This is a genomic window from Nocardioides ureilyticus (assembly GCF_051280745.1).
Classification (GTDB): Bacteria; Actinomycetota; Actinomycetes; order Propionibacteriales; family Nocardioidaceae; genus Nocardioides.
Genome location: NZ_JBNCOG010000002.1, coordinates 61,035 through 84,169, shown reverse-complemented (window position 1 = coordinate 84,169; position 23,135 = coordinate 61,035). Strand labels below are relative to the sequence as shown.

At 72.7% G+C, this 23,135-nt stretch carries 12 protein-coding genes; 9 read left to right on the top strand and 3 right to left on the bottom strand.

Annotated elements, in window-relative coordinates:
* Positions 1-5: 5 nt before the first annotated feature.
* The 7 genes from ACSMHG_RS01710 to ACSMHG_RS01680 all read left to right on the top strand — a co-directional run bounded on the left by ACSMHG_RS01710 (position 6) and on the right by ACSMHG_RS01680 (position 14,893).
* The gene (locus tag ACSMHG_RS01710; RefSeq protein WP_435741617.1) at positions 6-1,691 is read left to right on the top strand and encodes a ribonuclease J; all 1,686 of its coding nucleotides are present in this window, start codon (positions 6-8) and stop codon (positions 1,689-1,691) included.
* A 131-nt stretch (positions 1,692-1,822) separates the two neighbouring features.
* Positions 1,823-4,528, top strand: a complete 2,706-nt coding sequence (locus ACSMHG_RS01705; RefSeq protein WP_435741616.1) for a DNA translocase FtsK — start codon at positions 1,823-1,825, stop codon at positions 4,526-4,528.
* Positions 4,525-6,351 carry a helix-turn-helix domain-containing protein gene (locus ACSMHG_RS01700; protein WP_435741615.1) on the top strand — a complete coding sequence of 609 codons (1,827 nt, stop codon included), beginning with the start codon at positions 4,525-4,527 and terminating at the stop codon, positions 6,349-6,351. The genes ACSMHG_RS01705 and ACSMHG_RS01700 overlap by 4 nt, the downstream gene beginning before the upstream one ends.
* A gap of 196 nt (positions 6,352-6,547) precedes the next feature.
* Entirely contained in the window at positions 6,548-8,023 is a 1,476-nt protein-coding gene (rimO, locus tag ACSMHG_RS01695; RefSeq protein ID WP_435741614.1) for a 30S ribosomal protein S12 methylthiotransferase RimO, read from the top strand.
* Positions 8,020-8,640, top strand: coding sequence for a CDP-diacylglycerol--glycerol-3-phosphate 3-phosphatidyltransferase (gene pgsA, locus ACSMHG_RS01690; protein WP_435741612.1), 621 nt, complete (start codon positions 8,020-8,022; stop codon positions 8,638-8,640). Before rimO ends, pgsA begins: the two co-directional genes overlap by 4 nt.
* Before the next feature lie 259 nt (positions 8,641-8,899).
* Entirely contained in the window at positions 8,900-11,119 is a 2,220-nt protein-coding gene (locus tag ACSMHG_RS01685) for a bifunctional metallophosphatase/5'-nucleotidase (protein ID WP_435741611.1), read from the top strand.
* 81 nt (positions 11,120-11,200) lie between these two features.
* The gene (locus tag ACSMHG_RS01680; protein WP_435741610.1) at positions 11,201-14,893 is read left to right on the top strand and encodes an ExeM/NucH family extracellular endonuclease; all 3,693 of its coding nucleotides are present in this window, start codon (positions 11,201-11,203) and stop codon (positions 14,891-14,893) included.
* 73 nt (positions 14,894-14,966) lie between these two features.
* Here the strand turns inward: ACSMHG_RS01680 and ACSMHG_RS01675 are convergent, their stop codons facing one another.
* Positions 14,967-16,751 (bottom strand): glycoside hydrolase family 15 protein, encoded by a 1,785-nt coding sequence (locus ACSMHG_RS01675; protein ID WP_435741609.1) that lies wholly within the window; start codon positions 16,749-16,751, stop codon positions 14,967-14,969.
* 38 nt (positions 16,752-16,789) lie between these two features.
* On the opposite strand from ACSMHG_RS01675, the gene ACSMHG_RS01670 reads away from it, so the two are divergent.
* Both ACSMHG_RS01670 and ACSMHG_RS01665 read left to right on the top strand, forming a co-directional pair.
* Positions 16,790-17,278: a CinA family protein gene (locus tag ACSMHG_RS01670; RefSeq protein WP_435741608.1), complete on the top strand. Its 489-nt coding sequence runs from the start codon at positions 16,790-16,792 to the stop codon at positions 17,276-17,278.
* 32 nt (positions 17,279-17,310) lie between these two features.
* The gene (locus ACSMHG_RS01665) at positions 17,311-17,622 is read left to right on the top strand and encodes a helix-turn-helix domain-containing protein (RefSeq protein WP_435741607.1); all 312 of its coding nucleotides are present in this window, start codon (positions 17,311-17,313) and stop codon (positions 17,620-17,622) included.
* A 24-nt stretch (positions 17,623-17,646) separates the two neighbouring features.
* Here the strand turns inward: ACSMHG_RS01665 and ACSMHG_RS01660 are convergent, their stop codons facing one another.
* Together ACSMHG_RS01660 and ACSMHG_RS01655 are read right to left on the bottom strand one after the other, a co-directional pair.
* Entirely contained in the window at positions 17,647-18,447 is an 801-nt protein-coding gene (locus tag ACSMHG_RS01660) for a DNA-formamidopyrimidine glycosylase family protein (RefSeq protein ID WP_435741606.1), read from the bottom strand.
* On the bottom strand, positions 18,440-23,101 hold the full coding sequence (locus ACSMHG_RS01655; RefSeq protein ID WP_435741605.1) for an ATP-dependent helicase: 4,662 nt from the start codon (positions 23,099-23,101) through the stop codon (positions 18,440-18,442). The genes ACSMHG_RS01660 and ACSMHG_RS01655 overlap by 8 nt, the downstream gene beginning before the upstream one ends.
* Positions 23,102-23,135 lie beyond the last annotated feature (34 nt).

Sequence of the window (23,135 nt, the reverse complement as noted above, 5' to 3'; positions counted from 1 at the left end):
CGCCCTTGAGTCACCCGCACCCCGAGCTCTCCGCACCGGCGCCGCTGCCGAAGGGAGGGCTGCGGGTCATCCCCCTCGGGGGTCTCGGCGAGGTCGGTCGGAACATGACGGTCTTCGAGCACGAGGGCCGGCTGCTCATCGTCGACTGCGGCGTGCTGTTCCCCGAGGACCACCAGCCCGGCGTCGACCTCATCCTCCCCGACTTCGGCCCCATCCGGGACCGGCTGGACGCGGTGGAGGCGCTCGTCCTCACCCACGGTCACGAGGACCACATCGGCGCGACGCCGTACCTCCTGCGCGAGCGCGGCGACATCCCGCTGGTCGGCTCCGAGCTCACCCTGGCGCTGCTCGGGAGCAAGCTGCGCGAGCACCGCCTCAAGGAGACGGTGCACCACAAGGTCAAGGAGGGGGACCGGATGAGCTTCGGCCCCTTCGAGCTCGAGTTCGTCGCGGTCAACCACTCCATCCCCGACGCGCTCGCGGTCGCGATCCGCACCAGCGCCGGCCTGGTGCTGCACACCGGCGACTTCAAGATGGACCAGCTGCCGCTGGACGGCCGGATCACCGACCTGCGCGCGTTCGGCCGGCTGGGGGAGGAGGGCGTGGACCTCTTCCTCACCGACTCCACCAACGCCGAGACACCCGGCTTCACGCCCGCCGAGAAGACCATCACCCCGGTCATCGACCGGGTCTTCCGGGAGTCCTCGCAGCGGATCATCGTGGCCTGCTTCGCCTCCCACGTGCACCGCGTGCAGCAGGTCCTCGACGCGGCGTACGCCCACGAGCGCCAGGTCGCCTACGTCGGCCGCTCGATGGTGCGCAACATGGCGATCGCCAAGGACCTCGGGTACCTCAAGGTGCCGCCGGGCGTCCTGGTCGACGCCAAGGAGCTCGCCGACCTCCCGCCGCAGCACCAGGTGCTGATCTCGACCGGCTCCCAGGGCGAGCCGATGTCGGCGCTGAGCCGGATCGCCCAGCGCAGCCACAGCTTCGTCCACCTCGAGGAGGGCGACACCGTCCTGCTGGCCTCGAGCCTGATCCCCGGCAACGAGAACGCCGTCTACCGGGTCATCAACGGCCTGGCCCGCCACGGGGCGAACGTCGTGCACAAGGGCAACGCCCAGGTGCACGTCTCCGGCCACGCCAGCGCCGGCGAGCTGCTGTACTGCTACAACATCGTCAAGCCGCGCAACGTCCTCCCGATCCACGGGGAGATGCGGCACATGCTCGCCAACCGCGACCTCGCCAAGGCCACCGGCGTCGAGAACGTCGTCGTGGCCGAGGACGGCGTGGTCGTCGACCTCGTCGACGGCGTGGCCACCATCGCCGGCAAGGTGGACTGCGGGTACGTCTTCGTCGACGGGTCCTCGGTCGGCGACATCACCGAGTCCGACCTCAAAGACCGGCGCATCCTCGGTGAGGAGGGCTTCGTCTCCGTGATCGTCGTGATGGACTCCGTCAGCGGCAAGGTCGCGGCCGGCCCCGAGATCCACGCCCGCGGCAACGCCCTGGAGAACGAGTCCTTCGACGAGGTCCGCCAGCCGATCATCGACGCGCTGGACCGGGCCGTCGCGGAGGGCAACACCGACGCCTACCAGCTCCAGCAGACGGTGCGCCGGGTGATCGGCCGCTGGGTCAACAACACCCACCGCCGCCGGCCGATGATCGTGCCGGTCGTCATCGAGGCCTGACCCCGACTCCTCCTCGCCGCCGCGTGCTGCCCAGCGTGCGCCTAGGCGCACGCTGGGCAGCACGCGGCGCCTCGGCGACACGCTTCGTGTGGTCCCTGTGACTGGTGTGACGACGAAGTAGGTTGACGACCATGGCGACCCGTACGTCTTCCCCGCCGGGGTCGCGGAGCAAGAGCACGTCCACGTCCAAGCCCCGCAGCAGCGGGCGTGGTGGTTCGAGCACCCGATCCCGGAGTACGCCCACCCGACGACCAGCCGCGAGCGCGAGCAAGAAGCGCTCGACGGCACGCAAGCCTGCCCCCAGGTCGGGGCGCGGCGGCAGCACGGCGGCGCGTCCCGCGCCGCGGGCGGTGCGCAGCGGCACCGGACCGGTGGCCCGGTTCTTCCTCTCCCTGGCCCGGGGAATCGTCGCGGTGTGGCTCGGGATCGCGCACGGCCTCGGCGCCGTCGCCCGCGGGATCGGGCACGGCGCCCGCGACATCGACCCCGAGCACCGGCGTGACGGGGTGGGCCTCCTGCTCTGCGGCCTCTCCGTCGTGGTGGCGGCGGCCGTGTGGTTCCAGGTGCCCGGCGGGGTGATGGAGCTGACCCGCACGGCGGTCGCCGGCACGGTCGGCAAGGTCGGCTGGTTCGTCCCCATGGCCGTCGCCTACGTCGGCGTCCGGACCATGCGCGACCCGATCAGCAACGGCCCGGCCGGGCGCCAGGTCGTCGGCTGGACGGCGCTCGCCTTCGGTGTCCTCGGCATCGTGCACATCGCGAACGGCAGCCCGCAGCCCGTCGCCGGTGACGCCAGCGACCTGCAGGGCGCCGGCGGAGCGGTCGGCTTCGTGGTCTCCTCGCTCCTGCTCGACCTGCTGCGCTCCGCGTACGTCGTCGTGCCGATCCTCCTGCTGCTCTCGGTCTTCGGCCTCCTCGTCATCACCGCCACGCCGGTCTACCAGGTGCCCCAGCGGCTCGCCGAGCTCCGCGACCGGGTGCTCGGCCGGGAGCACGACCCGTCCGAGGAGCCCGCGCGCGGCCGCGGCAGGGGCGGGGAACTCGAGGACGAGATCGACCCCGACATGGGCGACCCGGCGTACGACAGCCCGGTGCTGGAGGACCGCGAGGGCACTTCGACAGGCTCAGCACAGGGCCGCAAGCGCCGCAAGCGGGGCGCGGACCTCGAGGAGACCCAGGCCGGCACGGAGGTCTTCGACCCGTTCAGCGGGAACGACGCCGACCCCGCGGACGACCCGGTGGTGCCCGGCGGGCTCGACGACGACACCGTCCTGGCCGCCGCGGTGCCCGACACGGAGAAGGGCGACATCGTGGCGCCCCCGCACTCGCCGCTGCCGGCCCGCGCCGAGCAGCTGGCTCTCTCCGGCGACATCGTCTACTCGCTCCCGGGCAACGAGGTGCTCAAGCCCGGCTCGCCGCACAAGGCGCGCTCCAAGGCCAGCGACGCGGTCGTCGACCGGCTCACCCAGGTGATGGAGGAGTTCGGGATCGACGCCCAGGTCACGGGTTACACCCGCGGCCCGACCGTCACCCGGTACGAGGTCGAGCTCGGCGCAGCCGTCAAGGTCGAGAAGGTCACGGCGCTGTCGAAGAACATCTCCTACGCCGTCGCCTCGGCCGACGTCCGCATCCTCAGCCCGATCCCGGGCAAGTCCGCGATCGGCATCGAGATCCCGAACGTCGACAAGGAGATCGTCTCCCTCGGCGACGTCCTGCGGTCCGGCGCGGCCCGCGGCGACCACCACCCGATGATCGCCGGCCTCGGCAAGGACGTCGAGGGCGGCTTCGTCGTCGCGAACCTCGCGAAGATGCCGCACCTGCTGGTCGCCGGCGCCACCGGCTCCGGCAAGTCGTCGTTCATCAACTCGATGATCACCTCGATCCTCATGCGGTCCACGCCCGACGAGGTGCGGATGATCATGGTGGACCCCAAGCGGGTGGAGCTGAACGCCTACGAGGGCGTCCCGCACCTGATCACCCCGATCATCACCAACCCGAAGAAGGCCGCCGAGGCGCTCGCCTGGGTCGTGCGCGAGATGGACATGCGCTACGACGACCTGGCGAACTTCGGGTTCCGCCACATCGACGACTTCAACAAGGCCGTCCGTGCCGGGAAGGTCGAGGTCCCGCCGGGCAGCGAGCGCGAGCTCTCGCCGTACCCGTACCTGCTGGTGATCGTCGACGAGCTCGCCGACCTGATGATGGTCGCCCCGCGCGACGTCGAGGACGCCGTCGTCCGGATCACCCAGCTGGCCCGTGCGGCCGGCATCCACCTGGTGCTCGCGACGCAGCGCCCCTCGGTCGACGTGGTCACCGGCCTGATCAAGGCCAACGTGCCGTCGCGGCTGGCGTTCGCGACGTCGTCGCTGGCCGACAGCCGCGTGATCCTCGACCAGCCGGGCGCCGAGAAGCTGGTCGGCCAGGGTGACGGGCTGTTCCTCCCGATGGGAGCGTCCAAGCCGGTCCGCGTGCAGGGCTCGTGGGTCACCGAGGCGGAGATCGCCCAGGTGGTCAAGCACTGCAAGTCGCAGCTGGAGCCGACGTACCGCGAGGACGTCACGGCCCCGGCCGCCGCCAAGCGCGAGCTCGACGACGACATCGGCGACGACATGGACCTGGTCATCCAGGCCATCGAGCTGGTCGTCTCGACCCAGTTCGGGTCGACCTCGATGCTGCAGCGCAAGCTCAGGGTCGGCTTCGCCAAGGCGGGCCGGCTGATGGACATCCTCGAGAGCCGAGGCGTGGTGGGCCCCAGCGAGGGCTCCAAGGCACGCGACGTGCTCGTCAAGCCCGATGAGATCGACGGCGTCATCGCGACCCTGCAGGGGGAGATGTGAACGGATCGACAGTGCTGGAGCCCGACCACGACCACGACCACGACCACGAGAACGAGCACCAGGACCGGGAGCACGACGCAGGCGGCAGCGGCGCGTCGCCGACGGGCCCCGAGACGGGCATCGTCGTACGCCGCAACGCCCCGCTCTCCGCGGCCGTCGGGGGCCTGGCCTCGGCCGTGGCCATCGCCTACCTCGCCCGCGCCACCGGCTCGGGCGCCTGGATCGACTGGGTGCTGTGCCTGGTCATGAGCGGCCTCGCGGCCGCGCACCTGCTCGGCCTGCTCGACGCGCGCAGCCCGCTGCTCGTCGCCGACGACCACGGCGTCCGGATCCGTGAGGGCCGCGCGTGGCACGGCATGACCTGGGACTCGCTGCTCTCCGTCGAGCACCTGCCGCGGCGCGGGCTGCTCCGCGACGGCCGGCTGGACGTGGTCGCCACGGGGCCCGACGGCGCCGAGCAGGTGCTGTCGGTCCGGCTCTCGATGGCGACGACGGTGGTCAGCGCCGAGCCGGACCTGACCGCCGTGCTGCTCGACCTCACGCGCGGGCGGACCGAGGTGGTCGAGCTCGACCCGACCCTGCCGCTCGACGAGGAGATCGACGCGCCCGACGAGGTGGTGGACGCCGAGGAGCCGGCCGCGCCGATGCACGAGGACGCGGTGCCGGACCTGCCCCAGCAGGACCTCGACCAGCCCGCCACGCGGATCCCCGACCCGCGGCCGGTGATCGCCCGGGGGATCGGTCTCGTCGCCGGCCGGCTCCAGCGCCGCCGCCCGGCGGCCGCCGGTGCGACGGAGGTCTCCGAGGAGCTCTCGGACGACGTCGCCGTGCCGGCCGCCTCGGCGACCCCCAGCCCGCTGCGCGCGCCGATGGTCGCCGTGCGCACCGAGAGCGTCCGCGGGCCGATCGACGCCGTCGCCGGTGCGACCGCGCTCGACCTGGGCGACGGCGCCCGGGTCGAGGGCGACCTCCCCGAGGCGCGCGAGCTGCGCCGTCCGGGCAGCGTGGACCTCGTCGAGGAGACCGTCGCCTGGGAGCACCGGGTCGACGCCGCCCCGGTCGTCATCGACGGCTTCGCCATCGAGGCGCCGGTGCAGCCGGCTGCGGACCCCGTCGTGGGCCCGGTGCTCGCCGGTGCCCGGGTACGGCTGGGACTCTCGGTCGACCAGTTGGCCGAGCGGACCCGCATCCGGCCGCACGTCATCGAGTCCATCGAGGTCGACGACTTCGCACCGTGCGGCGGCGACTTCTACGCCCGCGGTCACCTGCGCACGCTGGCGCGCGTGGTCGGTGTCGACGTGGCACCGCTGCTCGCGTCGTACGACGAGCGGTACGCCGACGCCCCGATCGACCCCCGCCGGATCTTCGAGGCGGAGCTGGCGACCGGCGCCAGCGGTTCGATCCGTGGCACCCGCGGTGGGCCGAACTGGTCGGTGCTCGTCGCCGCGGTCATGGCGCTGGTCCTGGCCTGGTCGGTCGCCCGGCTGGTGATGGACAGCCCCGTGGACCTCAACCGCGATGCGCTCGTGCTGAACGGGTCGCGGGGGATCGACAACGGCGCCACCCGGGTCGGCGAGCCGGTCGCGGTGCTGCTCACGGCCGCCGGCGGCGGGACGAACGTCGAGGTCCGCGACGGCTCCGACGAGGTGGTCTTCTCCGGCGACCTGGCCTTCGGGGAGTCTAAGGAGCTGAAGATCTCACCGCCCGTGCGCGTGCAGACCTCGGACGGCTCGCTCGAGGTCGCCGTGGCCGGTGCCCAGCCTGAGGCGGTCGGCGAGACCGGCCAGCCCGCCACCGGCACCTTCGTCGCCCCCGCGGAGTAGCCCCCAGCGGTCGAAGTGGCGCTCGCGCACGGTTGAAGTGGCGCTCGCGCACGGTCGAGACGTGCGGAGCTCCCACGTGGACCGTGCGGGGCTCCCACGTCGACCGTGCAGGGCTCCCACGTCGACGGGTCGGGGCGTGCTTCGCGCTCGTCGGTTCGGCGACGGAGGCGGTGGGCCGTCATACTCGGGCACGACCATGACTGCTGCCGACACCCGCCCCGGACCGACGAGCCCGCTCTCGGTCGCGCTGCTGACCCTCGGCTGCGCCCGTAACGACGTCGACTCCGAGGAGCTCGCCGGCCGACTCGAGGCGGACGGCTTCCTCCTCGTCGACGACCCCGCCGAGGCCGACACCGTCGTGGTGAACACCTGCGGCTTCGTCGAGAGCGCCAAGAAGGACTCCGTCGACACCCTCCTCGAGGCCGCCGACCTCAAGGACGGCGGCCGTCCGCAGGCCGTGGTGGCGGTCGGCTGCATGGCGGAGCGGTACGGCAAGGAGCTGGCCGACTCGCTCCCCGAGGCCGACGCGGTGCTCGGCTTCGACGACTACCCCGACATCGCCGCGCGGCTGCGCTCTATCGTCGCGGGTGAGGCGCACCACCCCCACACGCCCCAGGACCGACGGCGGCTGCTGCCGATCTCGCCGGTCGACCGGGCGGCGGCCGACGTCTCCCTGCCGGGCCACGGCCTCACCGACCCCGCGAGCGAGATCGGCACCGGCGCGCCGGCCACGGGGCCGCGGACCGTGCGTCGCCGGCTCGAGGGTGGCCCCACCGCCCCGTTGAAGCTGGCCTCCGGCTGCGACCGCCGGTGCTCGTTCTGCGCGATCCCCGCCTTCCGGGGCTCCTTCGTGAGCCGCCGGCCCAGCGACGTCCTGGCCGAGGCGCAGTGGCTGGCCACCCAGGGGGTCCGCGAGCTGTTCCTGGTCAGCGAGAACTCCACCAGCTACGGCAAGGACCTCGGCGACCTCCGGCTCCTCGAGACCCTCCTGCCCGAGCTGGCCGCGATCGACGGGGTCGACCGGGTCCGCGTCTCGTACCTGCAGCCCGCCGAGACCCGCCCCGGGCTGGTCCGCGCGATCGCCGCGACGCCGGGCGTCACGCCGTACTTCGACCTCTCCTTCCAGCACGCCAGTGCGGCTGTGCTCCGGCGGATGCGCCGCTTCGGCGACCCGGACAGCTTCCTGGGCCTGCTCGAGCAGGTCCGGGGCCACGCCCCGCAAGCCGGGGTCCGGTGCAACGTGATCGTCGGCTTCCCGGGCGAGACCGAGGCGGACCTCCAGACGTTGTGCGACTTCCTGGTCGCCGCGCGGCTCGACGTCACCGGCGTCTTCGGCTACTCCGACGAGGACGGCACCGAGGCGGCGACGTACGACGGGAAGCTCGACGACGACGAGGTGCGTGCCCGCACGGAGCACGTCACCGCGCTGGTCGAGGAGCTGACCGCGCAGCGCGCACGTGAGCGCATCGGTGAGCGGGTCGAGGTGCTGGTCGAGTCGGTCACCGAGGACGGCGTCGAGGGGCGCGCGGCGCACCAGGGGCCCGAGGTCGACGGGTCGACGTACCTGCTCGACTCCGAGGCGTCCGTCGGCGACCTGGTCACCGCCGTGGTGGTCGACGCCGAGGGCGCGGACCTGTACGCCGATCCCACCGGCGAGGAGGCACGCGCATGAGCGACGGCCAGCCGCGGGTCTCGAACGTGAACCTGCCGAACGCCCTCACCACGCTGCGCATCGTGATGGTGCCGTTCTTCGGGTGGGCACTCCTCGTCGACGGCGGCGACTCGGTGCTGTGGCGCTGCGTGGCCTTCCTGCTCTTCGTCGTCGCCATGGTCACCGACAAGGTGGACGGCGACATCGCCCGCGCCCGCAACATCGAGACCGACTTCGGCAGGATCGCCGACCCCATCGCCGACAAGGCCATCACCGGCATGGCCTTCATCGCGCTCTCGATCACCGGCGACATCTGGTGGTGGGTCACGATCATCGTGCTCGCCCGCGAGTGGAGCGTGACGCTGCTGCGGCTCTCCATCGCCAAGCGGATCGTCATCGCGGCCAAGGACCTCGGCAAGCTGAAGACGACCGTGCAGGCGCTCGCGCTGGCGGGGTTGACCCTCCCGCTGCGCGACCCCGGCCTGCCCTCGTCGCTGGAGACGGCCGGCGAGGTGCTCTTCTACGTCTTCCAGGCCAGTCTGGTCGTCGCCGTCGCGCTGACGCTGTGGTCCGGGTACGAGTTCTTCCGCGACGCGTGGAAGCAGCGGCACCTCATGCGGGCGCGCACGACGGGCTGACGCCCGCCTGGCCCTCGCCTGACCCACGCACGAGCACCGACCGGACGCCGATCCGTTACCTCTTCGTCACCTGCAGGGGTGGTCAGGTGAACGGGTCACGCGCTTAAGGTGACGGCGGTCGTCCAGACCACCCCGCCCCTCGTGCTGGAGGTTTCCGTTGCTCGCGCTCGTCTCGGGACGCCGCCGTCCGGCGGCGCTGGCGCGCGCCGCAGCCCGCACCTGGGGTCGTCCCTGCCACACCCACCTGGAGAATCCCTAGATGCCTGCTCCTCGCAAGCGGTTGGTCGCACCTCTCGGCCTCGCCGTCGCCGCGACGACCCTGGTGCTCGTCCCCGCACCGGCGAACGCCGCACCCGTCGACATCACGCTGCTCAACTTCAACGACTTCCACGGCCGCATCAACGGCGACACCACCAAGTTCGCGACGACGATCGAGCAGATCCGCGCCGCCGCAGGTGACGACCAGACGCTGCTGCTGTCGGCCGGCGACAACATCGGCGCCTCGCTCTTCGCCTCGTCGAACCAGGAGGACGTCCCGACGCTCGACGTGCTCGACGCCCTCGACCTCGCGGGCTCCGCGGTCGGGAACCACGAGTTCGACCGGGGCTTCGCGGACCTGCGGGACCGGGTCCAGGCCGCGGCCGACTTCGACTACCTCGGCGCCAACGTCTACCTCGAGGGCACCGAGACGCCGGCGCTCGAGGAGTACGCCACCTACGAGGTCGGCGGGGTCACCGTCGGCGTCATCGGGGCCGTCACCGAGGACACCGCGTCGCTCGTCAGCCCCGGTGGCATCGCCGACATCGAGTTCGGGGACCCCGTGGCAGCGGTCAACCGCGTCGCCGCGGAGCTGACCGACGGTCAGGCCGCCAACGGCGAGGCCGACGTGATCGTGGCGGAGTACCACGAGGGCGCCGCCGACCAGAACGCGCCGATCGTCACCGAGACCTCGCCCGAGGTCGACGTGATCTTCACCGGCCACACCCACGCCGAGTACGCCTTCGAGGCGCCCGTCCCGGGCGAGGCCGGACGGACCCGACCGATCGTCCAGGCCGGCTCCTACGGGGAGAACCTCGGCCGGGTCGACCTGGTCGTCGACGACGCGACCGGCGAGGTCACCGCAGCCACGGCGGCGATCGTCCCCGTGGTCGAGGAGGTGACGACCGAGGACCTCGCGCTGCCCCGCGTCGCGGCGGTCAAGCAGATCGTCGACGCCGCGATCGAGGCGGCCGAGGAGGTCGGCAACGTCAAGGTCGGCGAGATCACCGAGGACATCACCCGTGCCCTCAGCGGTGGCACCTACGGCTCCGACGGCTACACCGGCGGCACCCAGGAGGAGCGCGGCCTCGAGTCGACCATCGGCAACCTGGTCGCCGACGCCCTCGAGTCGACGCCCATCGCCGCGCTGGGCGAGCGCCGGGCGGACCTCGGCATCGTCAACCCCGGCGGCCTCCGTGCCGACCTGCTCTTCGCCGGGGACACCGAGGAGAGCCCGGAGAACACCGAGGGCGTCGTCACCTTCGAGGAGGCCAACTCGGTCCTCCCGTTCGTCAACAACATCTACTACGTCGACGTCACCGGCGCGGTGCTCGAGGAGATCCTCGAGCAGCAGTGGCAGCCGGCCGGCTCCTCGCGCCCGTTCCTCCACCTGGGCCTGTCGAGCAACGTGGACGTCGTCCTCGACCCCTCGCGCCCCGAGGGCGAGCGGGTCCGCTCGATCACGATCGACGGCGAGCCGGTGGACCGGAGCGCGACGTACACCATCTCGACCTTCTCGTTCCTCGCCCAGGGCGGCGACAACTTCGAGGCGTTCACCAAGGGCACCAGCACCGACACCGGCGCGATCGACCGCGACCTGTGGATCGACGGCTTCTGGAAGGACGGCGGCGCGAAGTCCCCGTCGTTCGAGCAGCGCCAGGTCTTCGCGACCGTGCCCGCGACCGTGCGGCCCGGCGCCGAGGTGTCCTTCGAGATGACCCGGCTCGGCCTGCTCTCCCTCGGCGCCCCCGAGGACTCCCTCGTGACCGCGACGCTCGGCGACGAGGTCCTCGGCACCTTCCCGGTGGTCGGTGGCACCGCCGCCATCACCTTCACGGTGCCGTCCTCCGCCGACCGCGGTGACGTCATCACCTTCGCCAGCGAGCGGGGCGCGACGGTGACGACCACCGTGGCGCGGGCGGCGGACAAGGCCCGTGCCACCGTCGCCGCTGACGGCCGGCCGCGGGTCCTGCAGATCGGCAAGACGCCGCGCGTCAAGATCATCGTGACCGCCGACGGCGTGCCCGCCTCCGGCACCGTCAAGGTCGTCGAGAACCGCGAGGCCTACCGCGCCCGGCTCAGGCCCAACGGGCGGATCTGGGTCAAGCTCCCGGCGTACCGCACGGTCGGCAAGAAGTCCGTCTGGGTCAAGTACCTCGGCGACGAGGACACCAGGTCCGCGACCACCAAGGTCAAGTTCCGGGTCGTCAAGAAGAAGTGATCCACCCGAGGGGGCTCGTCGTCTGACGGGCCCCCTCGGTCGTCCCTCCCCAGTCCACTCCTCTCCCTCGGAGGTCTTGTCATGCCCTCAACCGGGCGCACCCCTCGCAGGCTCCTCGCCTCGCTCTCCGGCCTGGCCGTCGCCGGGTCCGGCCTCGCCGTGACCGCTCCGGCAGCAGCCGTCGCCCCGGACACCTCGGTGTTCATCAACGAGCTGCACTACGACAACGACGGCACCGACACCGACGAGCTGGTCGAGGTCGCCGGGCCGGCAGGCACCGACCTCACCGGGTGGTCGGTCGTCCTCTACAACGGCAACAACAGCGGTGTCTACGACAGCGACCCGCTGACCGGCTCGCTGGGCGACGACACCGGGTCCGGTTTCGGGTTCGCCTCGATCAGCTACCCCTCCAACGGCCTCCAGAACGGGGCGCCCGACGGCCTCGCCCTCGTCGATGCCTCCGGCGACGTGGTGCAGTTCCTCTCCTACGAGGGGTCCATGACCGCCGCGGGAGGTCCCGCCGACGGCATGACCAGCACGGACATCGGCGTCGCCGAGGCCAGCAGCAGCCCGGTCGGCCAGTCGCTGCAGCTCACCGGCACCGGTGACTCCTACGCCGACTTCACGTGGGCTGCACCGGCCGCCCAGACCCCCGGTGCTGCCAACAACGACCAGCTCTTCGTCGCCTCGGGTGACCCCCTGCCGCCGACGATGACCTGCCCGGCCAGCCTCGAGGCCACCACCGGCGAGGGAGCGACCTCGCCGGTGTCGGCCAGCGACGCCGACAGCGGCATCTCGACACTGGCCCTCACGTCGGGCGCGGTGCCCGGGATCACGCTCGAGGGCTCGACCGCTCCGACGGAGGCAGGGACGGACGCCACCGCGACCCTCACGGTCGCCGGCTCGACCGCGCCGGGGACCTACCGGGTCGAGGTCACCGCCACCACGGACGACGGCGCCCGGGCCACCTGCACGGTCGCGGTGACCGTCTCGGAGCCCCTGGAGACGACCCGCATCTCCGCCGTCCAGGGTGCTGGCGCGGCGTCGCCTCTCGTGGGCGACGACGTTCAGGTCGAGGCCGTGGTCACCTCCCTCATCACCAGCGACGACGTGGTCGAGGGCTTCTACGTGCAGGAGGAGGACGCCGACGCCGACGCCGATGCGGAGACGTCCGAGGGCGTCTACGTCTTCTGTGGCGACACCTGCCCGGCCGACCTGGCGGCGGGCGACCTGGTGCGCGTGACCGGCGAGGTGGCGGAGTACTTCGAGAACACGCAGATCGACGCCACGCGGGGTTCCGTCACCGTCCTCGACTCGGAGCTGCCGCTCCCGAGTGCCGCGACCGTGACCCTGCCCGCGAGCTCCTCCACCGAGGCTCCCGCGACCTTCGAGCCGGTCGAGGGCATGATCACCACGGTGGCGACCACCCTCGCGGTGAGTGAGTACTTCGAGCTCGCGCGGTACGGCAGCCTCGTGCTCACCGCGGGCGAGCGCGAGTACCAGTACACGCAGACCAACACGCCCACCGTCGAGGGCTACGAGGCGTTCCTCGCCGACCTGGCGACGCGCCGCATCATCCTCGACGACGACAGCAACGACCAGAACGACGCGACCAGTGGTCCGCTGGACAACGAGCCGTACTACTACCCGACGCCGGGCCTCAGCACGGACAACTACGTCCGCGGCGGGGACACCATCACCGGTCTCACCGGTGTCATGGAGTACTCCTTCGGTGCATGGAAGCTGCGCCCTGTGCCCGGGACGGACTACACGTTCGAGTCCGCCAACCCGCGAACCGCGATGCCCGAGGACGTCGGCGGCCGACTGAAGGTCGCCAGCTTCAACGTGCTCAACTACTTCGCCACGGTGGACACCACCTCGTCGAACAACACGGGGGCGTGCAGGCCGAGCGGCACGGCCGACTGCCGCGGCGCCGACTCCGAGGAGGAGCGCCAGCGGCAGCTCGCGAAGATCGTGGCCGCGTTGGAGACCATCGACGCCGACGTCTTCGGCCTCATCGAGATCCAGAACGACGAGGGTCTGGCCACCCGACAGATCGTCGACGCGCTCAACGCCGCCACGGCGCCGGGCACCTACGACTACATCGAGACCGGCTTCATCGGCACCGACGCCATCAAGCAGGCGTTCCTCTACAAGACGTCGACCGTCGCCCCGGTCGGCGCCTTCGACCTGCTCACCGAGGAGGACGACCCCCGCTTCGACGACGAGCGCAACCGTCCCGCCCTGATCCAGACCTTCGAGGAGATCGCCACGAGTGAGCGCTTCACCGTGGCCGTGAACCACCTGAAGAGCAAGGGATCCGGCTGCGGGGAGGGCGATGACTCACCGGAGGACGGTTCCGGCAACTGCGACCTCACGCGCACGCAGGCGGCGGAGGCCCTCGCGGACCACCTGGCCACCGACCCGACCGGGAGCGGCGACCCCGACTTCCTGATCATCGGTGACCTGAACTCCTACTCGATGGAGCGCCCGATCACGACCCTCGAGACGGCCGGCTACGTCGACCTCCTCGAGCGGTTCGAGGGCCTGGAGTCCTACGGGTACGTGTTCGACGGTCTGCTCGGCCACCTCGACCAGGCGTTGGCCACCCCGTCGCTGTCCGAGCAGGTGACCGGCGCCGGTGGTTGGAAGATCAACGCGGACGAGGTGCCGCTGCTCGACTACAACGACACGGTCCGTGACGCCGGGGAGGCTGCCTTCGAGCGCGAGTCGTCGGCGCGCCCGCTGTACGAGGCCGACCCGTACCGGTCGAGCGACCACGACCCGGTGATCGTGGGCCTCGACCTCGGCGAGGAGACGGAGGAGCCCCCGGTCGGAACCCCGACGACGGTCTCCGCGTCCGCGTCGGACCTGGTCTACGGGCAGCCCGGCACCGTCATGGTGTCGGTGACGCCGGATGCGGCGACCGGCACGGTCACCGTGCTCGACGGCGCCCGCGAGCTCGGCACGGCGGCGCTGTCGGACGGCACCGCCCAGGTCGCGATCGGCGCGACCGCCCTCGAGCCGGGCACGCACACCCTCACCGTCCGGTACGGCGGCAGCTCCACCCACCAGGCGTCGACCGGGACGACGACCGTGACGGTGGCCAAGGCGTCGTCGACCACGGCGATCACCCTCGGCCGACGCACGGTCGAGGTCGGCGAGGCCGTCGAGCTCGAGGTGGCGGTCACGGCTGGCGGCGTCGTGGCTGCGGGCACCGTCGAAGCGCTCGTCGAGGGCACGCCGATCGGGACGGCCACCCTCTCCGACGGCACGGCCACCTTCACCGTCGGTCCGTTCCAGGAGGCCGGCACGCGGTCGGTCGAGGTGCGCTACACCGGCGACGAGCGGGTCGCGGCGTCGAGCGACACCGCGACGCTGACCGTGCGGGAGCAGGCCCCCGACCTGGCCGAGCCGTCGATCCGCGTGTGGCACACGCCGAAGAAGGTCTGGGCAGGCAAGACCCGCCCCAAGGTGACCGTGCGTGTCTCCGCCGAAGGTGAGCGGGCGGACGGCTGGGTCCGGGTCGAGGTCGCGGGCCGGCCGGACAAGGTCGCGAGGCTGAAGAACGGCAAGGCCAAGGTCCGGCTGCCCCGGTTCGCCGAGTCGGGTGACCACACGGTGAGCATCACCTACAACGGCGCTGAGGGCGTCGCGGGCGGCTCCGTCGAGTACGTCGTCGAAGTCTCCGAGAAGCGGGGTCAGACGAAGGGCAAGAACAAGGGCAAGAACAAGGGCAAGAACAAGGGCGGGAACAAGGGCAGGAAGAACTAGCCCGTCCCTCCCCTGAGCGGGGGCCGGCCCGTCACGGGCCGGCCCCCGTCCTACGTCGTGGGCCGACGCGGCCTCAGCGGTCGACGGGCCCCGCGTCGGCCAGCACGATCGCGGCCTGGACGAGGGTGAGGTGGCTGAAGGCCTGCGGGAAGTTGCCGGCCATCCGCCCGGCGACGGGGTCGTACTCCTCCGCGAGGAGGCCGACGTCGTTGACCAGGCCGACCAGGTGGTCGAAGAGGTCGTGGGCCTCGGCGAGCCGGCCGGCGAGGGCGTAGGCCGACACGAGCCAGAACGAGCAGGCCAGGAACGGGTGCTCGTGGCCGGCGATGCCGTCCACGCCGCTCTCGGTGCGGTACCGCAGGACCAGCCGGTGACGGACGAGCTCCCGCTCGATCGCCGCGATGGTCCCGAGCATCCGGGGATCGTCGCCGGGCAGGAAGCCGACGAGCGGCAGCATCAGCAGCGAGGCGTCGACCTCGTCGGTGTCGTAGTGCTGGGTGAAGGTGCCCTTGGCCTCGTCGAAGCCCCGGTCCAGCACCTCGGCGCGGACCTCGTCGCGGATGACCCGCCACTTCTCGACCGGTCCGTCGAGGCCGTGCTCCTCCACCGCGCGGACGGCGCGGTCGAAGGCGACCCAGACCATGACCCGGGAGTGGGTGAAGTGTCGCGGCTCGCCGCGGATCTCCCAGATGCCGTGGTCGGGCTCGTGCCAGTGCTCCGCGAGGTTCTCGACGAGCGCCCGCTGGAGGGCCCAGGCGTTCCGGTCGGCGCCCTCGCCAGCCCGGCGGACCCGCTCGAGCGCGTCCATCACCTCACCCAGGACGTCGTGCTGCTGCTGGACGGCCGCTCCGTTCCCGATCCGGACGGGCAGGGAGTCGGCGTACCCGGGCAGGTGGGGCAGCTCGACCTCGGTCAGCCGACGGGCACCGTCGACGGCGTACATGATCTGCAGGTCCTCGGGGTCGCCGGCGACCGAGCGCAGGAGCCAGTCGCGCCACAGCATCGCCTCCTCGGTGTAGCCGGCGTCGAGAAGGGCGGTGATCGTCAGCGCGGCGTCGCGCAGCCAGCAGAACCGGTAGTCCCAGTTGCGCTCGCCGCCGAACTCCTCGGGAAGCGAGGTCGTCGGCGCGGCGACGATCCCCCCGGTGTGCTCGTGGGTCATCAGGCGCAGCGTCAGCAGCGAGCGCTGCACGACGTCCTGGTGGGGGAGGTCCTCGCGGCACCGGTCGGCCCACTCGCGCTCACCGCGGAGGCTGCCGTCGATGTGCGGGTCCAGGTCGTCGAGGTCGCAGAGGTCGACGTGGGACGGCACCCAGGTGAGCTGGAACGTCATCTCGTCGCCCTCGGCCAGCTCGAAGGTGTCGTTGTGGCTGTGGCCGGAGCCGCGCGGCAGCCGTGGGCCGCGGAGCACGAGCTTGTCGGGCCCGCCGACGGCCATGATGACCTCCTCGCCCGCGACCTCCTCGCGCCGTACCCAGGGGCGCACGGCGCCGTAGTCCAGCCGGACCCGCCACTCGTGGTGCATCGTCACGGTCCCGCGGACGCCGACCAGCCGGCGCACCACGTCCGCCCGCCCGTTGCTGTGCGGCATCAGGTCCACCAGCCGGACCTCGCCCGTGGCGGTCGTGAAGGTGGTCTCCAGCACGGTCGAGCCGTCGACGTAGCGACGCTCGGTCGAGTAGTGGCCGTCGGGCACCAGCTGCCAGTGGCCGTGGTCGGGCGTGCCCAGCAGTGCGGCCAGGCAGGCGGGGGAGTCGAACCGGGGGAGGCAGAGCCAGTCGATGGAGCCGTCCTTGCCCACGAGGGCAGCGGTCCGTCGGTCCCCGATGAGTGCATAGTCCTCGATCGGCAGGGCCATGGTGCCGAGGCTACGGGTGCGGGCCTACTATCGGCCGGGTGATCGACGTCGCTGCCCGCGTCCACCTGCTGCTGCGCGCCGGCGGCCACACCCTCGCCTCGGCCGAGTCGCTGACCGGCGGCCGGCTCGCGGTCAAGCTGACCGAGACGCCCGGGGCCTCCGAGACCTTCCTCGGCGGGGTGGTCACCTACGCCACCGAGCTCAAGCACCACCTGCTCGAGGTGCCGCAGGAGCTCATCGACGAGCACGGCGTGGTCTCGCCGGAGTGCGCGCGCGCCATGGCCGCCGGCGTCCGCAAGCTGACCGGCGCGACGTACGGGGTCTCCACCACCGGCGTCGCGGGGCCCGGCGAGCAGGAGGGCAAGGAGGCGGGCACGGTCTTCGTCGGCTTCTCGGGCCCCGGACTGCTCGAGGCGGTCGAGCTCGCGCTCGGCGGTGACCGGGTCACCGTGCAGGACCTCACCGTGCAGGAGGCGCTGCACAAGCTCGACGACATGCTGCGGACGGAAGAAAGCGCGATCGGGTAGCGTTGACGAACCGACCAGGAAGGAGAACCCGCATGGTGCTGTTTCGTCGGCTTCTCGGCGACGTGCTGCGCGAGCGCCGCATGCAGCGCGGGATGACCCTGCGCCAGGTCTCCGCCGAGGCTCGGGTGAGCCTCGGCTACATCTCCGAGATCGAGCGCGGCCAGAAGGAAGCCTCCTCGGAGCTGCTGGCCTCCCTGTGCGCGGCCCTCGACGCCTCGCTCAGCGACGTGCTGCTCGACGTCTCCCAGGCGGTCGCCGTCGAGGAGGCAGCGCTGGCTCCCATCCCGATCTCGCAGGGCAGCGCCGCGCGCCGTTCCGGCGACGTCGTCGCGTCGGCCGCCTGACCGCCTCTCCGTCCGGCCCCTGGTTCAGCCGCCGGGTGCCGGCTGGCACCTCGGGCACCAGTACGCCGCCCGCTCGCGGCCGGCGGAACCCGTCATGGTGACCTCGATGGGCGTGCCGCACCGCCGGCACGGCGACCGGTCCCGGCGGTAGACCCACATCCGCTCCCGCTCGCGCAGGTCGCCGGTGGTCGACTGGACCGCACGCCGGCTGTTCAGCTCCAGCATCTGGCGCGACCGCCGCACGAGCCGCGGCAGCCTCGGCACGTCCCCGACCGGCGTCTCCGGATGGATCCCCGACACGAAGCAGAGCTCGGCCATGTACATGTTGCCGATGCCGGCCAGGTTCCGCTGGTCGAGGAGGGCCTCGCCGACCGGTCGGCTGGGATCGACGAGCAGCCGCCGCAGTGCCTCGTCCTCGTCCCAGTCCGGCCCCAGCAGGTCGGGGCCGAGATGGCCGACGGCGGAGGCCTCGTCGTCGGTGGCCACCAGCTCGACGATGCCGAGGCTGAAGCCGACCGCCACCCGCTCATCGGTGGTGAGCACCACCCGGGCCTGGTGCGCCGGGCGCTTCCACCCCTCGCCGGGCCGGTGGACCCGCCAGGCGCCCTCCATCTTCAGGTGCGTGTGCAGCGTCCAACGGCCCGACGCACCCTCGATCCTGGTGAGCAGGTGCTTCCCACGGGACACCGTGGTGACCACCAGGCTCCCTGCGAGGTCCGCGGTGGCCAGCTGGGGCACCCGGAAGTCGGTCCGCCGCAGCAGCTGCCCGGAGAGCGACCGGTCGAGCAGCCGTGCGGCGCGGTAGACGGTGTCGCCCTCAGGCACGGCTGCTCCGCAAGCGCAGGCCCTTCGGGGTGGAGACGAAGCCGGCCGCGGTGAGCGCCTCGCGCAGCGGCGTGGTCCCCGAGCCCAGCAGCTGCTCCCCGTCGGCGCGCTCGACGGTGAGCCGTCCGAGGGAGCCCCGCCGGGCTGCCTCCGCGAGCGCCGCCGCCGCCGGCGTGAGCCGGGCGGCGTCATCGGACCACGTCAGCAGCGTCCGGCCGCCTCGCTCGACGTAGAGGGTGAGCCGCCCGTCGACGAGCACGACCATGGCACCGGCCTTCCGGCCCGGCCGGTGGCCCGCGCCGCGTCCCTCGGCGGCGTCGGCATCCACCGCGCGGTCCGGCCAGGGCAGCGCGGCGCCGTACGGGTTGGCAGGGTCGGTGGCCGCGAGCGCGACGGCGACCGGTGTCGCGTCCGGAGGCACCTCGGCGAAGGTCCGCAGCCGGTCGACCGCGCCGGCCGTGCCGAACTGCGCAGCGCCCAGGCCGTCGACGAAGTAGCCGCGGCGGCAGCGCCCGGAGTCCTCGAACGCGGAGAGGACCTTGTACGCCGCGGCGAACCCGCCCGGCAACCGCTCGCTCACGACGGCGCCGCGGATGACGACGCCGTGGCGGTCCAGGAGCCGCTCGGCGGTCGCATGGGCCCGGCGGGTGGGGTCGTCGTCGATCTCGGGGAGCAGCGCCCATCGACCGGCTGTCTCCGGCGGGCCGGTGCGAGCCGGCATCCGGCCCCGGGTGGTCTGGGACATCCGCACGCGTGGTGCTGCCCGCCTCGTGCGGTGGCTGGCCGAGCCGCCGCGGACGAGCGCACGGAGCGGGGTCAGCGTGTCGTTGCTGATCTGCCCGGACCAGACGAGCTCCCACAGTGCCGCGGAGACGGCGGCGTCGGGGGTGCTGCCGACCGCGGCTGTGACGGCGTCGGCCAGCTGGCGGAAGAACCACGCGCCGCCGGGCGCGAGCGCCTCCAGCAGGGCTTGATGGACCTCGCCGCCCGGCTCGGGGGAGTCCTCGGACGCAGCGGGCTCCGGCAGGGTCAGGTGCGCGGAGTCGGCGAGGTGGAGGGAGACCCAGCCGTCGGAGCCCGGCAGGGCGCCGTGCCCGGCCCACACGACCTCGCCCGAGGCGGTGAGCTCGTCGAGGAAGGAGGACTCGTAGTCGCGGACGCGGGCCGCCAGGACCAACGACTCCAGTGCGGAGGCCGGCACGGGACACCCGGCGAGCTGCTCGACCACCGTCAGCACGCCGTCGACGCCACGAGGGCCGCGCCCCGACCCCACGTCGACGTGCTGCCACGCGGTCAGGAACCGCCCGAGCGCGTCGGGCTCGACCGGCTCGACCTCCTTGCGCAGCCGCGCCAGCGAGCGCCGGCGGAGCCGGCGGAGCACCTCGGCGTCACACCACTCCGAGCCGGAGCCGGCGGGCCGGAACTCGCCGTCGAGGACCCGGCCCTGGCCGGCGAGCCGTTGGAGCGTGTGGCGGACGACGGCCCCGCCCAGACCCAGCCGGTCGGCGACCTGCTCGGTCGTGAACGGCCCGTGCGTGCGGGCGTAGCGCGACACCAGGTCGGCCAGGGGATCCTCGACCGGCTCGGTGAAGATCGACGGCGTCCCGGGCGGTACGGCGACGCCCAGCCCGTCGCGCAGTCGCCCGACGTCCTCGATCGCGGTCCAGCGCTCGGCGCCCGCGACCCGGACCTCGGCGATCCGTCGGCTCCCCGCGAGGTCGGCGAGCCACGTGGCCACGTCGGCGCCGTCGGTGCACCGCTCGGCGACCTCGTCGGTGGAGAGCGGGCCGAGCTGTCGCAGGAGGTCGGCGACGCCCTCGAGGTCGCGTGCCCGCCGCTCGGGCTGGAGGCGTTGCAGCTCCGCCTCGACCTCGGCGAGCACGTCGGGGTCGAGCAGCTCACGCAGCTCGGCGCGGCCGAGGAGCTCGGCGAGCAGGCCCTGGTCGAGGGAGAGGGCGGCGGCCCGACGCTCGGCGATGGGGGAGTCCCCCTCGTAGACGAACTGGGCGACGTACCCGAAGAGCAGGCTCCGGGCGAACGGGGAGGGCGCGTGCGTCGCGACGTCGAGCACCTGCACCTCGCGTCGCTCGACGCTCCGCATCAGTGCGACGAGGGACGGCAGGTCGTAGACGTCCTGCAGGCACTCGCGCACGGCCTCGAGGACGATCGGGAACGACGGGTACTTCGAGGCCACCTCGAGGAGGGCGGCTGATCGCTGACGCTGCTGCCACAGGGGGGAACGCCGGCCGGGATCGCGCCGAGGGAGCAGGAGCGCCCGGGCGGCGCACTCGCGGAACCGCGAGGCGAAGAGGGCCGACCCTCCGACCTCCTGGGTGACGAGTTGCTCGACCTCCTCCGGGTCGAAGACGACGACGTCACCGCCGGGCGGCTCCGCGTCGGTGTCGGGGATGCGGATCACGATGCCGTCGTCGGAGGCGACCGCCTGCCCGTCGACGCCGTACCGCTCCCGCAGCCGTGCGTTGATGGCCAGGGCCCACGGGGCGTGCACGGGCGTGCCGAACGGGGAGTGCACGACGAGCCGCCAGTCGCCGAGCTCGTCGCGGAACCGCTCGACGACCAGGGTCCGGTCCGAGGGCAGCACGTTGGTGGCCTCGAGCTGCTCGTGCAGGTAGGCGACGAGGTTGCCGGCCGCCCACTCGTCGAGCCCGCGGTCCCGGGCGGCCCGCCGTGCCTTCTCGGGCGGGAGGGCGCCGAGCTCGCGGGTGAAGGCGCCGATGGCAGCGCCGAGCTCCGCGGGGCGTCCCGGGGCGTCGCCCTTCCAGAAGGGCAGCCGGCCGGGGATGCCGGGAGCGGGCGTGACCAGGACCCGGTCGTGGGTGATGTCCTGGATCCGCCAGCTCGTGGCTCCGAGCGCGAAGATGTCGCCGACCCGCGACTCGTAGACCATCTCCTCGTCCAGCTCGCCGACCCGCTTGCCGCCCTGGGTGGCGGAGTCGTCGCCGCCGACCAGGAACACGCCGAAGAGGCCGCGATCGGGGATGGTGCCCCCGCTCGTCACGGCCAGCCGCTGCGAGCCGGGGCGGCCGGTGAGGGTCCCGCTGACGCGGTCCCACACGATTCGCGGTCGCAGCTCGGCGAACTCGTCGGAGGGGTAGCGGCCCGCGAGCAGGTCGAGGACCGCGTCGTACGCCGCGCGTGGGAGCTGGGTGAACGGTGCGGAGCGCTTCACCAGCTCGTAGAGGTCGTCGACCTGCCATGCCTCGAGCGCGGTGGCGGCGACGACCTGCTGCGCCAGCACGTCGAGCGGGTTGGCGGGCACCCGCAGCGACTCGATCGCCCCGGACCGCATCCGCTCGACCGCCACGGCGGTCTGCGCGAGGTCGCCGCGGTGCTTCGGGAACAGGACACCGCGCGACACCTCGCCGACCTGGTGCCCCGCACGACCCACGCGTTGCAGGGCGCTCGCCACGCTCGGCGGTGACTCGATCTGCACCACGAGGTCCACAGCCCCCATGTCGATGCCCAGCTCGAGGCTGCTGGTGGCCACCACCGCAGGCAGCCGGCCGCGCTTGAGGTCGTCCTCGATGAGGGCGCGCTGGTCCTTCGAGACCGAGCCGTGGTGGGCCTTGGCGACGATCGTCGCGAACGGGTCGTCGGCGGACACGGCCCGGGTGGAGCCCGCCTGGCCCATCAGCTGTGCCGGGGGACCGGTCTGGCCCCCGCCCACCTGGCGCTCCAGGGCGTCCGGGGCCGGCGCTGCCCGCTCGGTGGCGATCTCGTTGAGCCGCGCGGTCAGCCGCTCGGCGAGCCGGCGGGAGTTGGCGAAGACGATCGTCGAGCGGTGGGCCTCGATCAGGTCGACCACGCGCTCCTCGACGTGGGGCCAGATCGACTGCGCCCGGCTCGGGTCCCCCGAGTCGTCGGCGTGGTCGCGGTGCTCCTCGGGCGCGGTCATGTCCTCGACCGGGACCACCACCTCGAGCTCCCACTCCTTGGTCGCCGGCGGAGCGACGATCTCGACCGGCGCGGAGCCGCCGAGGAAGCGGGCGACCTCGTCGAGCGGTCGCACCGTGGCGGAGAGGCCCACCCGCTGGGCCGGACGGTCGAGGAGCGCGTCGAGCCGCTCGAGGGTCAGCGCGAGGTGGGCGCCCCGCTTGGTGCCCGCGACGGCGTGCACCTCGTCGACGATCACGGTCTGCACCCCGCGGAGCGACTCGCGCGCCTGTGAGGTCAACATGAGGAAGAGCGACTCCGGCGTCGTGATCATGATGTCCGGCGGACTCGTCACGAGCTTGCGCCGGTCGGCCGCGGGGGTGTCCCCGGAGCGGACGCCCACGCGCACCTCGGGCACCGGCGAGCCGAGGCGGTCGGCGGTCTGGCGGATGCCGGTGAGCGGCGTCCGGAGGTTGCGCTCGACGTCGACGGCGAGTGCCTTCAGCGGCGAGACGTAGAGGACGCGGCACCGGCGCCCCTTGTCCTCGGGGCGCGGCTCGGTCAGCAGCCGGTCGAGCGACCACAGGAAGGCCGAGAGCGTCTTGCCCGAGCCCGTCGGGGCGACCACGAGCGCGTGGCGCCCGGCGCCGATCGCCGCCCACGCCCCCGCCTGCGCGGGCGTCGGCGCCGCGAAGGCAGCGCCGAACCACGTCCGCGTGGCGTCGCTGAACCGCGCCAACGGATCGAGGGCCTCCGACATGGCCACATCCTTGCTCACGACACCGACAGTGCCC